The 14119-nt window shown below is 67.6% G+C and carries 12 protein-coding genes; 6 read left to right on the top strand and 6 right to left on the bottom strand.

Annotated elements, in window-relative coordinates; all coding sequences use genetic code 11:
- Positions 1–89 precede the first annotated feature (89 nt).
- From ACODRZ_RS12240 to ACODRZ_RS12220, 5 genes are all read left to right on the top strand, one after another.
- Entirely contained in the window at positions 90–614 is a 525-nt protein-coding gene (locus ACODRZ_RS12240) for an RNA polymerase sigma factor (RefSeq protein ID WP_488972841.1), read from the top strand.
- Between the two features lie 57 nt (positions 615–671).
- Positions 672–1622, top strand: a complete 951-nt coding sequence (locus tag ACODRZ_RS12235; RefSeq protein ID WP_488972840.1) for a FecR family protein — start codon at positions 672–674, stop codon at positions 1620–1622.
- A gap of 4 nt (positions 1623–1626) precedes the next feature.
- The gene (locus ACODRZ_RS12230; RefSeq protein ID WP_488972839.1) at positions 1627–4053 is read left to right on the top strand and encodes a TonB-dependent receptor; all 2427 of its coding nucleotides are present in this window, start codon (positions 1627–1629) and stop codon (positions 4051–4053) included.
- Between the two features lie 210 nt (positions 4054–4263).
- Positions 4264–7467: an autotransporter outer membrane beta-barrel domain-containing protein gene (locus ACODRZ_RS12225; protein WP_488972838.1), complete on the top strand. Its 3204-nt coding sequence runs from the start codon at positions 4264–4266 to the stop codon at positions 7465–7467.
- Between the two features lie 11 nt (positions 7468–7478).
- The gene (locus ACODRZ_RS12220) at positions 7479–7997 is read left to right on the top strand and encodes a DUF6438 domain-containing protein (protein ID WP_488972837.1); all 519 of its coding nucleotides are present in this window, start codon (positions 7479–7481) and stop codon (positions 7995–7997) included.
- Here ACODRZ_RS12220 and ACODRZ_RS12215 read toward each other — a convergent pair.
- The 6 genes from ACODRZ_RS12215 to ACODRZ_RS12190 all read right to left on the bottom strand — a co-directional run bounded on the left by ACODRZ_RS12215 (position 7994) and on the right by ACODRZ_RS12190 (position 12466).
- On the bottom strand, positions 7994–8491 hold the full coding sequence (locus tag ACODRZ_RS12215) for a nuclear transport factor 2 family protein (RefSeq protein WP_488972836.1): 498 nt from the start codon (positions 8489–8491) through the stop codon (positions 7994–7996). The two genes, ACODRZ_RS12220 and ACODRZ_RS12215, sit on opposite strands and share 4 nt — an antisense overlap.
- A complete protein-coding gene (locus ACODRZ_RS12210) occupies positions 8484–9539 on the bottom strand; it encodes an NADP-dependent oxidoreductase (protein ID WP_488972835.1) in 1056 nt (351 codons plus the stop codon). The genes ACODRZ_RS12215 and ACODRZ_RS12210 overlap by 8 nt, the downstream gene beginning before the upstream one ends.
- Positions 9540–9562: 23 nt before the next feature.
- Positions 9563–9865: a putative quinol monooxygenase gene (locus ACODRZ_RS12205; protein ID WP_488972834.1), complete on the bottom strand. Its 303-nt coding sequence runs from the start codon at positions 9863–9865 to the stop codon at positions 9563–9565.
- Between the two features lie 53 nt (positions 9866–9918).
- Complete coding sequence (locus tag ACODRZ_RS12200) at positions 9919–11103, bottom strand: aromatic ring-hydroxylating oxygenase subunit alpha (protein ID WP_488972833.1); 1185 nt, start codon at positions 11101–11103, stop codon at positions 9919–9921.
- A 37-nt stretch (positions 11104–11140) separates the two neighbouring features.
- Positions 11141–11776, bottom strand: coding sequence for a Dabb family protein (locus tag ACODRZ_RS12195; RefSeq protein WP_488972832.1), 636 nt, complete (start codon positions 11774–11776; stop codon positions 11141–11143).
- Between the two features lie 114 nt (positions 11777–11890).
- Positions 11891–12466 (bottom strand): TetR/AcrR family transcriptional regulator, encoded by a 576-nt coding sequence (locus ACODRZ_RS12190; RefSeq protein ID WP_488972831.1) that lies wholly within the window; start codon positions 12464–12466, stop codon positions 11891–11893.
- 239 nt (positions 12467–12705) lie between these two features.
- On the opposite strand from ACODRZ_RS12190, the gene ACODRZ_RS12185 reads away from it, so the two are divergent.
- The gene (locus ACODRZ_RS12185) at positions 12706–14007 is read left to right on the top strand and encodes a sensor histidine kinase (RefSeq protein ID WP_488972830.1); all 1302 of its coding nucleotides are present in this window, start codon (positions 12706–12708) and stop codon (positions 14005–14007) included.
- Positions 14008–14119: the final 112 nt, after the last annotated feature.

Raw genomic sequence — 14119 nt, 5'->3', positions numbered from 1 at the left:
GTGGGGCCTGCGAGTACTTCCCCGGAAGCGCGCGAACGTCTATCAGGCTGCCCGACCCAGAGTAGCCCCACCTTCGTGCTCCACGCTTCGTGACTGTAGAAACCTCTCCCACAGCCGGCCTCGAGGCGGCTTTTCTCGAACATCGGGAGAAGCTGTTGCGCTTCCTGCGCGCGCGCGGCGCGGGGGATGCTGCGGAAGATCTCGTCCAGGAAGTCTGGCTGAAGATCGCCGCCAGCCGTCCCGGCCCGGTCGCCTCCCCCCTCTCCTACCTGTTCCGCACTGCCGACCTGCTGATGATCGACCGTTTTCGCTCGACCCGGCAGGCCGACGTGCGCGACCGGGACTGGACCGAAGTGAACGCCGGCGACCCGCCCGGCGTTTCCGCCGAGCCCTCCGCCGAACGTCGCATCGCCGCCGCACAGGAGGCCGCCAGCGTCCTTGCCCTGCTCGATAGCCTGGGCGCCCGGGTGGCCACGATCTTTCGTCGCCACCGCATCGAAGGGGCTGCGCAGAAGGTCGTGGCGGCCGAAATGGGCCTGAGCCTGAGCACTGTGGAAAGCGACCTGCGCGTCGCCTACCGAGCGCTCGCCGAATGGAAGGAACGGTCGAAATGAGGCCCACGATGAGGCTGGCGCCGATCGTCTCCGTCTTCGCCGGTGAAGGAGCGCCCGATGGCGAACGACATGGCGAGTGACAATACTATCAGAGGCGAGGCGCTCGACTGGGCTGTGCGCGCAGGCGATCCCGCGTTTGCCGACTGGGAAGCGTTCACCCTCTGGCTCGAGGCCGACCCAGCGCACGCCCGTGCCTATGACGAAGTCACGGCCTCGGTCGCCGATGCCGCCGAACTCGTCGCCCTTTCTGCCCCTGCAAACGACGACACCGGCGACGACGGCGTTGTGGCAGAGCCTCCGCGCCGCCGCCGGCCGTGGCTGGCCAGCGCGATCGCCGCGAGCCTTGCGGTGGTGGCCGGGTTCTGGGCATTCCAGGGCCAGCAGCGCGACCTCTACACGGTCGAGACGGCGCTGGGCGAAACCCGCCGCGTGACCTTGGACGCCGACACCCGCATCGAACTGGCGGGCGGCACCGCCGTCGAATTCGACCGCAAGGACAAGCGCTACGCCCGGCTCGAACACGGGCAGGCGCTGTTCACCGTGCGCCACGACGCCGCACACCCCTTCGAGGTGGCGGTGGATGGCGAGCGGCTGGTCGATATCGGCACCGTCTTCGACGTGCGTCACGATGCCCAGGGGCTCAGCGTCGCGGTTTCGGAAGGCGCCGTGCAGTTCGACCCCGACGGCGCCGACGTGCGCGTATCGCCGGGCGAAGTGCTGTACCGCGCTGCCGGGGCGAGCGACTACACCCTTACCCGCCTTCCCGCCGAACAGGTCGGCGAATGGCGAGAGGGGCGCCTGACCTTCGAAAGCGCCACGCTGGAGGACGTCGCGGCCCGGCTCAAGCGTGCGACCGGCATCGAATATGTCGCAGCATCGAGTGGGTCCGGCGCGGTTTCCGGCTCGATCCTGGTCGCGCCGCTGCGCAAGGACCCGGCATCGATCGGGCCGCTGCTGGGCCTTTCGGTCCGGTCCGAAAACGGACGCTGGGTGATCGGCGCGCGCTGAGACGATGCGCGGCGCCATCTGCATCGTGGCGGCCGCAACGGCCATGCCCGCCGCCGCCTCTGCCCAGGCGGTAGCCGTCGATACGCGCGGCGGCTCGGTAGGACAGGTCGCCATCGACCTCGCGCGCCAGACCCGTTCCAGCATCATCGTCACCGATCCTTCCGTCGCCGCACGCATGGTTCCGGCAATGCGAGGACGGATGGGCGCGGACGACGCCGTGCGCCTGCTGGCGCGCAAGGCGGGCGCACGCGCGGTTCCCGTCGCGCCCGGCGCATGGCGCATCGAAGCGGCCGCCGTCGCAAGGGCGCCGTCTTCCCGCCCTGCCCCGCCCCGAGCATCGGTGCCCGTCGCCGTCGAGGCGGAAGCGGCCGATCCCATCGTCGTCGTCGCTTCCAAGCGCGATCTCACCATCGGGCAATTGCCGGGGCAAGTGACCATCCTAGACGGCGAATCGCTGGAAGCGGGCGGCGTCGGCGGCACCGAGAAGATCACGCAGCGGGTCGCCACCGTCACCTCGACGCACCTTGGCAGCGGGCGTAACAAGCTGTTCATTCGCGGCATCGCCGATTCCAGTTTTACCGGGCCGACGCAGGCGACAGTGGGCCAGTATCTCGGCGACCTGCGCCTCAGCTACAATGCGCCCGACCCGGACCTGCGCCTGTCCGACATGGCGCGGGTCGAGGTGCTGGAGGGGCCGCAGGGCACGCTCTACGGCGCCGGATCGCTGGGCGGTATCATCCGCCTCGTCCCAAATCCGCCTGTCCTGGGCGAAGCGGGCGGCGCGATCTCGGTCGGCGGCTCGCTCACCCGGAGCGGCGGACCGGGCGGCGACGGGGCAGCCATGGTCAACGTGCCGCTGGGAAGTTCGATGGCCCTGCGCGCCAACTTCGATGCGGCGACGCTCGGCGGCTATATCGACAAGCCGCTGCTCGGCCGCAAGGACGTCAACCGCACGCGCATCCTCGGCGGCCGCGCCGCGCTTCGTGCCGGGATCGCCCCGGACTGGACCGTCGACCTCATCGGCCTTGGCCAGTCCACCGATGCGCGCGACAGCCAGTACGCGGGCCGCAACGCCCGCCCACCCCTCACCAGCAGCGCGCAAGTGCGCGAGGGTTCGGATGCGGACTACCTGATGAGCCAGTTCGTGATCTCCGGCCGTATCGGCGACGTGCGCGTGCGGTCCACTACCGGCGCTGTACGGCAGCATCTGGAGGAACGCTACGACGCCACCGTCGATCCCGACGCGCCGCGCCTGTTCTCGCAGGAGAACCGCACGCGCATGGTCGCGCACGAAACGCGGATATGGCAGCCCGAGACAGGCGGCTTCGGCTGGCTGGTCGGCGCCAGCTATACGCACAACCGCACGGTACTGACGCGCAGCTTCGAGGAGTTCAGCGCGACCACCGCCTCCACCGGCGTGCGCAACACCATCGACGAATTCACGCTCTACGCCGAAGCCAGCCTGCGCATCCGTCCCGGCCTCACGGCGACGGCAGGCGGACGCCTCACCCATTCGCGGCTCGGCGGTTCGGGTGAGGACGTGCTGCCCGCCGTGTCCTTCGCCATGGCGCGCGCGCGCGCGCAAGTCACCGCCGACCGGACGACGACCACCGTGCTGCCCTCGCTGGCGCTGAACGCGCAGGTACTGGAGGCGACGAGCCTCTACATGCGCTATCAGGAAGGCTTCCGCCCCGGCGGTTTCGCGATCGAAAGCGACTTCGTCCGCCGCTTCCAGAGCGACCGGACGCGGACCTGGGAATTCGGCGTGAAGCACGGGCAGCCGGGCCTCAGCCCGTTCGACCTCGCCGCCAGCGTATCCTACACCCGCTGGCGCGACATCCAGGCGGACTTCATCGACAATTCGGGCCTGCCCAGCACCGCCAACATCGGCGACGGCCGCGTGTGGTCGGCCAGCGTGACCGGCGGCGTCGAACTGCTCCGTGGCCTGCGCCTGGAGGCCGGGGCGACGTGGAACCAGAGCAAGGTGGACCAGCCCCCGGCGGAACTCCTCGGCCTCGTCGCACGGTCGATGCCCGCGCAGGACCTGTCGTCGTCCAGCCTGCTCGACGCCACTCTCGCCCGGTCGATGCAGGTGCCCAACATCGCGCAGTTCTCTGGCCGGATGAGCCTCGGCTGGAACCGCGAGATCGGGGAGAACCTGCGCCTCAACGCCAATGGCTGGGCCAGCTACGTGGGCAAGTCGCGCCTCGGCATCGGGCCGGAACTGGGCGATCCGCAAGGCGATTATCTCGACAGCGGAGCGGATGTCCGGCTCGGCACGGAACGCTACGGCGTGACGCTGACGGTGAACAACCTGACCAATTCGCGCGGCAACCGCTTCTCGCTCGGAACGCCTTTCGGCACCGGGCGGGACCAGACGACGCCGCTTCGGCCGCGTACCGTTCGCGTGGGGTTGGACGCGCGGTTCTGAACCCTCCGTTCGTCATTGCGAGCGCGGCGACGCGATCCAGGGCTGCGTAAACCGCGCTGGGTTTCTGCGCTGTACTCGCAATGACGAACGGCTAGGGACAAGCACGCAAGAAGGCGTCAGACTTAAATCGCCGCGACGGGAACTTTTTTCCAAGGCTCCCAAATGACGCCTCCGTCTCAAGGTCAGACTACAGACCTAAAAGGGACGAAGATGCCTTCCCAGCTTACTGCCAGGACCCTGCTTGCCACCACCGCCGTGCTCGCCTTCGCGACGGCCGCGCATGCCGAAGACGTCAAGACCAAGCTCACCGCCCCCATCCGCACCTCGACCATCAAGAGCGGTGCAGCGGATGCCATCAACATCACCGCCGAAGGCTCGGTCGTCCTGACCTCGGGCGTGGCAGTCACGCAGGACAGCAACCACGCGGTCACGAACGCGGGCAACATCACCATCACCAATGCCGACGGCGCAGTCGGCATCAACTCGGTCGCGGGCGCCAGCGGCGACATCACCAACACCGGCACGATCACGGTCGATGAGACCTACACCCCGACCGACACCGACAAGGACGGCGACCTCGACGGCCCCTTCGCGCTCGGATCGAACCGCGTCGGCATCCGCACGCAGGGCGACCACACCGGCAAGCTGACCCAGAACGGCAAGATCATCGTCGAGGGCAACGATTCAGCGGGCATCCAGCTCGGCGGCAAGCTGACCGGCGCCTTCACGCATGACGGTTCCACCACCGTCGTCGGGGACCGCACCATCGGCGTTTCGGCGCAGGGCATCGACGGCAACGTGCGGCTTGCGGGCACCGTCTCGGCGCAGGGCAAGGACGCCATCGGCGCGCGCTTCGCGGGCGACGTGAACGGCGCGATGGTGGTCCAGGGCACCGTCGCCGCCACCGGCTACCGCTACACCACACCGCCGACGGACGCCTCCAAGCTCGATGCAGACGATCTGCTACAGGGCGGCTCGGCGCTGATCGTCGAGGGCAACGTGACCGGCGGCATCGTGCTCGCCGCCGCACCCAAGGCCGACCCCGCGAAGCCGGACTCCGACGGTGACGGCATCGACGACAGCAAGGAAGGCACCGCCAAGGTCGTCTCCTACGGCAGCGCCGCCGCCATGCAGGTGGGCGCGGCCGACCACGCCGTCACCATCGGCCCGGTCGCAAACACCGGCAGCAAGTTCGGCCTGATCGTCGAGGGTTCGGTCGAGGGCCAGGGCCTCTACTCCGGCGTCGCGGCCAATGGCCTCGTCATCGGCGGACGCGGCGGCGCGGTGACCATCGCCAACGGCATCGGCGTGTCGGGATCGGTCGTCGCCAATGCCAATGGCGCCAACGCCACGGCCCTGCGCATCGGCGCGGGTGCGACGACGCCACAGCTGCAGAACACCGGCAACATCGCCGCCGCATCGGGCAATGCCGACAATGCGCTGGCCACCGCCGTGCGCATCGACGCGGGCGGCAACCTGCCGACCATCCGCAACAGCGGCACGATCAAGGCAGTCGCGGGTGAGAAGGGCTCGGCCACCGCCATCGTCGATGCCAGCGGCACGCTGAACCTGATCGAGAACGCGGGCACCATCTCGGCCACCGGCGCCAAGGACGGCACGCGCAACATCGCCATCGACTTGCGCGCCGCGACCGGCGACGTGACCATCAAGCAGACGCAGGTAGCCTCCGGCGTGACTGCGCCCGCCATCGTCGGCGACGTGTGGTTTGCGGGCGGCAACGACCTGCTCGACCTCGCCGACGGCACCCTCACCGGAAACGTCATGTTCGGCGCGGGCAACAATACGCTAGGCCTTTCGGGCGACGCAGTGCAGACCGGCAACGTGAGCTTCCGCGGCGGCACCGACACCGTCTCGCTGGCAGGCTCCAGCGGCTTCAACGGCGCCATGGACTTCGGCGGCGGCGCGGACGTGCTGAACATCTCGGGCAGCGCGTACTTCTCCGGTTCGATCGCCAACTCCTCGCAGCTGGCGGTCAAGGTCTCGGGCGGCCTGCTCGACATCAAGAAGCCCGCCTCGATGGCCTCGCTCGATGTGGGCAGCACCGGCGTAGTCCTCGTCACGCTCGACAAGACCGCAGGCGCCGGATCGTCCTACACCGTGTCGGGCAACGCGACGTTCGCGGAAGGCTCCAAGCTGGCGATCCGCCTTGCCGATGTCTCGACGGCGGAAGGCACCTATCAGGTGCTCACCGCAGGCAGCCTGACCGGCCGCGACAAGCTGGCCACCAACACCGACCTCGTCCCCTTCATGTTCAAGGCGGAGCTGGACAAGGATGCGGCGGCCAACACCATCGTCGTCGATGTCTCGCGCCGCACGGTCAGCGAGCTGGGCCTCAACCGCTCGGGCGCGGCGGCCTATGACGCGGTGTTCAAGCAGCTGGCCAAGGACGACAAGATCGAGCAGGTCTTCCTCGGCCTGACCAACGGCGACGCCTTCCGCTCGGCCGTGGGCCAGATGCTGCCCGACCACGCAGGCGGCGGCTTCGAGGGCATCAGCCTCGGCACCCGCGCCCTCGCCCGCCAGATGCAGGACCCGCAGGGACCGATCACCGCCAGCGGCCGCTTCACCACCACGCTCAACATGGCAATCTGGGGCAGCGACCGTAAGGCGGGGAACACCGCCGCCTACAAGCTCAACGGCTATGCCTGGTCGGCAACCGCCGAGTACCAGACCGGCATCGGCAAGTTCGGCGGCACCGTCGCCTACATCAACAACAACCACAAGAACGGCGAACTGACCGACGTGAACTCGGACGCTTTCGAACTGGCGGCGCACTGGCGCGGCAAGTTCGGCCCGGTCAGCGCCTTCGCGCGCGGTTCGGCCGGCACGGCCAAGTTCGACGGCGAGCGCAATTTCTACGGCATGGTCGGTTCCGAGACGGTCCGCCGCACCATGGACGGCAAGTGGGACGGCAAGTTCGTCACTTTCGCGGGCGGCGCCGCGATCGAGGGCGGCTCGCAGTTCTTCTTCTTCCGTCCGGGCGTGACGGTCGACTACGTGCGCCTGAAGGAAGACGGCTACTCCGAAACCGGCGGCGAGAAGCTGAACCTCACCGTCGCCTCGCGCACCAGCGACGAACTGGCGGTGAACCCCAGCATGACCGTGGGCATCGACTTCCTCGGCATGAAGGCGCGCGACGAGAACTGGTTCCGCATGGAAACCGAAGGCGGCTGGCGCGAGATCGTCAATGGCGGCATCGGCTCGACCACCGCGCACTTCGAGGGCGGCGACGACTTCACGCTGGAAGGCGACGGCGCGACGAGCGGCTGGTTCGCGCGCCTGCGGGCGATCGGCGGTTCGTCGGGCTTCACGATGGGCGGCGAACTCTCCGCCGAGGATCGCCACGGCCGGGTCGATCTCGCCCTGCGCGGCTCCGTGACCATCGGTTGGTAAGGACAGGCACGATGCGTGGACCACTTCTCTGCGGCATCGTCCTGGGCGCCGGGCTGCTGTTAAGCTGCGCCCCCCGCGTGCGGCCCGGCGCCTCCTCCCCCGCTTTGGCGGGGGAGGAACTGCGCATATCGCGCGGGCCGTGCTTCGGCTTCTGCCCGGTGTACAAGGTCGCCGTGACGCCCGCCGGTCGGGTGGACTTCACCGGCGAGCGGCATACTGCCGTGCTGGGCCAGCGTTCCCACTCGGTCGGCCGCACGACATACGAGGACGTGCGCCGCGCCCTCGCCCCGATGCGGCCGCAGACCGGCGAGGACCTTGCCCACGCCTGTACCGAGGCGGCCACCGACATGTCGAGCGTGACGCTCGAATGGATCGGCGCGGACGGCCGCCGCACGGCGCTCACCTACAACATGGGCTGCCGCTCGGCGGAAGGCTCGGCGATGACCCGGACAGTGGAGGAACAGCTCGGCCGCCTCGGCGTAGAAGCATGGGCTGCGCAGAAAACCTGGCCCGGAGACAGCCGGGGCTAACGCGACACGGCAAACGGGTGGGCGGGCGAAAGCCCGTCGCCGAAATGCATCGGCCCTCCCCGGTCGTCAGCCTGCCGCTGCACGCGGTCGAAGAGGTTGAGGACGTAAGTGAGCCCGGACAGGCGCCATTCCTCTCCGCGCTTCTCGGCGGTGAGGAGATAGCGCCCCCAGAACGTGTCATCGATCCCCGGCGCGGGCGCATCCGTGCGGCACACGATCACGCAGCCCGCGTCGATGCGGGCACGGTCGCCCGACAGGATGATCGTCGGCAGTCCGAACATGTGGAGACGGCGCGAATAGCCCTCCTCCAGTTCGGCGACGAACTTGCGGTATTGTGCGAAGTCGCCCTTGAACATGCCGAAATCGAAGGTCGATTCCGGCCAGAACACAGTGTCCAGCCGCGCCCAGTCGATCCAGTCGATGAGGTTGGCGTACTCCGCGACCAGTTCAGTCAGCCGCGCCTTCGCGACGAGTTGCTCGATGGCGTCAGGCATGGGCGGGCGCTTTCCAGTCTGCGAGGGTCGATACGGTCTCGTCCAGACGCACCAGCGTCTTGCCGGTGGTCTCGCCCGACATCAGGCGAATGAACGAATCCGGCGTGGCCTCCAGTCCGGTCGCCACGTTCTCCGTCGCTATCAACTGGCCCGAGCGCACCCAGTTCGCCAGGGCATCTTCCGCCTCGTGCAGCATGTCGGCAGCCTCGTAGGCAAGGAAGCCGCGCATCGTGATGCGGTTGACCAGCACCTGCCAGAGGTTGCGCACGCGATAGGGCTCGGTCTGGTGATTGTAGTTGGCGATCATCCCGCAAACCGGGATGCGCCCGAACGCCTTCATCCGCGGCAAGGCGGTATCGAGCGTGACGCCGCCCACATTGTCGAAATAGAGGTCGATGCCGTCCGGGAAGTGCCTTGCGATCTCGGCGTCGAGATCGGCGGCGGCGCGATAATTGATGGCCCCGTCGAAGCCCAGGTCCTCGACGATATGGCGCGCCTTCTCGTCCGAACTGACCGTGCCGACCACGCGGCAGCCGGACAGTTTCGCGACCTGCCCGCCGACCGAGCCGACCGCGCCCGCCGCCGCGCTCATCAGCACCTCGTCGCCCGCGCGCATCTCGCCGAAGCGCTTGAGGCCGACGTAGGCGGTGATGCCCGACCACCCGCACGCCCCCATGTAGGCGGTAAGCGGCAGGTCGTCGGCAACGCGCACGTTCTCGAACCCGACGCTGCCCGGGGCGATCACCGAATGCGTCTCCCAGCCGATGAAGGCGCGGCCATAGTCGCCCTCGCGAAAATCCGGATTGCGCGACTTGACCACGCGGCCGAGCACCATCGTCGGGATCAGCCCGCCAAGCTGCACCGGCGGCAGGTAACTCTTCACGTCGTCCAGCATCCCGCGCACCGCCGGATCGATGGCGAAGACGCGGTTCTCCAGCATGACCTGCCCATCTTCCAGTTCGGGCAGTTCGACTTCCTCGACACGGAAGTTCTCTGGCAACGGCACTCCGGTTGGGCGCGAGGCGAGCACGATACGGCGGTTCTGCATGATCTCTCTCCCGATGGTGCCTGTCAGTCCATGAACCCGCGTTCGTTCGAGGTGTCGAACTTGCGCACGCCGGACGTATCGATACGCGCGGCCCAGTTGCCGAGCACGCCGGTCACCGAAGGCTGCGACAGATGGGTCGCCAGCGCCGCCTCGTCGCGCCAGCGCTCATAGACGAGGACAGTACCTGCCGCCGGATCGTCGATGGCGAAATGGTAATTGAGGCAGCCGTCCTCCTTCAGCGTCGACTCTACAAGGCCACGCAGGGTGGCGGCGAGATCCTCGACGAGGTCCGGGGCGGTCTTCAGGTGTCCGGCAAGCACGATCATGGCCTGGGTAATCCTCTCTGTTGTGTTGTGGCGTGGCGCGGAACGGCGCAAACTCAGTCTGCCCTGAGGCGCGGCGGCGGGACTGTTCCTTGTGACAGGTAATGATCGACCCAGCGGTGGAAATACTGGTTGCCCAACTCGTTACGGCCGAATGTGACGAAGCCGGTCCGCTGCGCCTCCAGGCCCTGCTGCACGCGCAGGCCCATGAGGTAGTCCTCCTTTTCGACCACATCGAAGAAGAAGTCGCTCATCCGGTCCAGCGCCTCGCGTTCCTCGTCGGTTTGCGGCGCGGTGGGGAAAATGTAATTCATCATGGTGACGTTGCGGCCCGGCGTCTCGGCGGGGAACAGTTGCGCGACCTGACACATCTCCGGAGCCAGGAACATGGCGAAGTTCGGGAACAGCATCCGGATGAAATCGTAGTTGAGGTTTTCCCGTTCACCCCACTGATCTCGCGGGACGTCGTGCAGTTCGACGATCCGGTGTTGCGGATAGGACAGGCGGATATGCGGTCCGAACGCCTCGTAGAAGGCGCGGTTGGACGGCGTGCGCGGCGTGACCGTTTCCGGGTGCGCGGCCTGGAAGTGGTATCCTTCGAGGTAACCGTCATAGGCCACCTTCCAGTTCGCGCCGACCATCGGCCGGGACTTGTGGAAGTACCACGTCTCCAGCTTCAGCGCCGCGAAGTCGTCGAGCATCCCGCCAAGGAAGGCGGGTACGTCGATCGGCAGACCGGGGGTGAGGATCGCGAAGATCATCCCCGCTACCTCCTGACACGGCAGTTCGGTAAGGCCGAGCGTCGCCTTGTCGATCTCGCCGAACGTCGATGCCTCGGCGACACCCAGCAGGCGGCCATCGCCGGCGTAAGTCCAGCCGTGGTAGGGACAGGAAAAGCCGCGGCAGTTCCCGCGCCCCTCGTCCACCAGCTTCATCGCCCGGTGGCGGCAGACATTGAGGAAGGCACGGGCGCGACCGTCCGCGGCGCGGGTGATGAGGATCGGCACCCCCATCGGCTCCATCGCCTTGTAGTCCCCTTTTTCCGGCAGCTCGATGGTGAAGGCCATCATCAACGGCAAGCTGCGGAAGATCAGGTCGATCTCGCGCTGCCATCGCTCGCGGTCGAGGTAGCTTTCGACCGGCACCTGCATGGTGGCGCCGGTCTGGTCGGTCGTGCGTTCCTCGACGAAACGCAGCAGGACTTCCGCCACGTCGCCATAGGCCTCTCTCATCGTGGTCATCGCCTCTCTCCCGTGCCTGCCGCCGTATGCGGCTGTCTTACCAGGCGGGGGCGTCGCCGCCCGGAACGGCAGGGCCGGTCAGCCAGTCGCCGGTGATGCCGATCCTGATCTCGGAGCCCCTGGGCACCTCGGTCCCGGCGTCGGGAGTGACGAACATGATGCGGTTCGGCGCCCAGACCGAGCCGATGATCTCCTCCTCGTCCTCGGACAGGGTGACGCCGGCGACCGCGCACATCTCGCGCGCGCGCTCGCGGGTCTGGCCGCGCACTTCGGGAACGTAGGCCTTGGCCGGGTCTTCATGGACCTTGAGGACGCGCGCCTTCTCGCGCTCGGCTTCCTCGGCCGCCAGCGTCTCGTCGAATGCGGGGCCGTGGTAGTCGATCTCCCAGTCGAACGAGATCATGTTCTCCAGGATGTCGGGCAGGAACGGCGTCATCCTCAAGTGCGACCAGTGCGACATATACCGCTCCATCGCCTCGTAAGTGTCGATGTCGCAGCAGTTGGCGAAGTCGAAATCGCCCGAGTGGAAGCGCGTGTGGACGACCTTGCCGTGGCTGTAGTCACGCACCTCGCGGTTGAGATGCGACAGCTTCTTCACCTCCTCGATGAAGAGGTCGATCTTGGCGGGGTCGGCGTCCTTCTTGAACTTCAGCATCACGACGTGACGGATCATCGGTCTCTCCCATGTCGCGCCTGCCTTGCGATTGCTTCGCGAAGGACTCGGCGCCATGGGGGAAGAGTAGCGCGATGTTTTTCGTGCAATGCCTGTCAGATTAAACAGGTGCCCTCATGCGGCGGCATCGAAGCCGAGATCCGCCAGTTCGGCCGCCAGCACCTCGCGCATGCGCGGGGTGGTCCAGTCGTCGGGCGCGAAACAGGCCTCGAGCGCGATCCCTGCGACGGAGGCGATCACGCGGCGCGCCTTGAACAGCACGTCACCCTGCCCGCCCCGCTGCACCAGCATCCGGCGGTAGAGTTCGAGGCTGTGCTCCGCCGCGCCGCGACGCTCCTCCAGATATTCGGGCTCGAGGTGCGCGCGCCCCCAGAACGCGATCCAGACGCGCCAGTTCGCCCTGGATGCATCCGACAGCGGCAGAATCTCCCCGAAACAGTCGAGCAGCGGCAAACCGGCGTCGAAAGCAGCCTGCAGCCTTTCCCGCGCGCGCTCGTTGGCGAGCTGGTAGACGCCGAAGAGCAACTCGTTCTTGTTGCGGAAATAGTGCGAAACGATCGAGGTGCTGCACTCGGTCGCCGCTGCGATCTCGCGGAAGGTCAAGGCGTCGATGCCCCTGTCCGCCACAACGTCGAACGCCACCGACAGGACGAGCGATCGACGCTCCTGCTTGTCGACAATGATCGGCATCGGGTCTCCGGATCGAGTTGCAGGCCTGCTCTTCTCCCCCGCGAGTTCCAGAGGCGGGCGGCATTTGTCAAGATTGCCGCCCCGGCGGTGAACCATTGCGATCCCGCCCCATTGCGTATCAAATCATTGCTGAGCCCACCCTCCAGTTGACGCGGGAGCCGCCGGGGTGTGTGCAAAACCGGTAGAGGCATACCGGCATCGTGCGGCCGGGCAGGTACGCCGCAGGAGAGGAACAAGAGGTGGCCCGTCCCTTCGCACCGCGTTTCGCGGTCTATGTCGCACTCGTGTTCATGCTGCTGGGCGTGCTGCAGCTGGCTGCCAGCCTCGTGTTCTACCAGTCGATCGACCGGCAGACGCTCAATGAGGATCACGCTCGCCGCATCGCCGAACTGCTGGTGGTCAGCGACCGCATCCACTCCGCCGACCCCCGCCTGACCGCGCCGACAATGAGCACCCGCCACCTTGCCGCCGCCGTCGGGAACGGGCCCAGCGTGGCGACGCCCACCTCCGACAAGTCGCTCGTGCGGATCGAGCGACGGATCATCGAGTGGGAGCCTTCGCTGGGCGGACGTTCGCTGCGCCTCGCGATGCAGGGGCCGCCGGGCGGCAAGTGCGACCTCGTCGGCGCGATCCGGCTCGCGGATGGGCACTGGCTCAACTTCCGTTCGCGCGACATCAACGCGATGTGGCCGGTCGCATTGCGCGCGACGGTGCTGACCCTGGCGACGACCGTTGCCTTCCTCGCCATCGGCCTCGTCGCGCTGCACGTCCTGACCCGCCCGCTGCGCCGCATGAGCGACGCGGCCGATGCCATCGGCCACGGCCGGCAAGTGGTCGTCGCCGAAAGCGGCACGCCGGACCTGCGCACGCTCGCGCATTCGATGAACCTCATGCAGGAGCGGATCGCCCGTTTGCTGCAGGACCAGGCCAGGTCGTTCGAGGCGATCAGCCATGATCTGCGCACGCCCCTTTCGCGCCAGAAAGTCGCCGCCGAACTGATCGACGACACAGAACTGGGCAGCGTCATCCTCTCCAGCGTGGACGAGATGGAAGCCTTGCTCGCCTCGCTCCAGCGTTTCCTGCGGGCGCAGCATCTTGATGCACAGGCCGAGACGCTCGACCTCACCGAACTGGTCGCGCATGTGCTGCATCCCTACGGAGCGCGCGCCCGTTTCGACGCCTCCGCCCCGGCCCTCGCCCGGACGTTCCGAGAGCCGCTGGAATTGGCGCTGGCCGCACTGGTTGAAAACGCGATCCAGTTCGGCGGCGAGGCACGGATCGCGATTGGCCGCCACGAGGGCCGCTGGCGCATCGAGATCGCCGATTCCGGCCCGGGCATCCCTTCCGCGTATTTCGAGGCGATTCTCGACCCGTTCTTCCGCCTCGATGCTGCGCGCGCCCGCGACACCAAGGGCTTCGGCCTCGGCATCCCGACCGCCCACCGGCTCATGGTACGCTTCGATGGTCAGCTCTCCTTCGCCGCAGCGCCGGAAGGCGGTCTCATCGCCCGCCTCGACGTGCCCCAGCCGCAGCAGGATTGACGACGATCGTCGTCCCGGACTTGATCCGGGACCGCTGCCGGTCTTTAGATGCGCCATTGCCGCGCGGTGCCACCTGTCGGTGGAACCCTGAGGGCCAACCGTCCCGGACCCC

The organism is Novosphingobium sp. FG90, from assembly GCF_057808725.1.
Note: the sequence above shows the minus strand (reverse complement) of the source record. Positions and strands in the feature narration are given on the sequence as shown.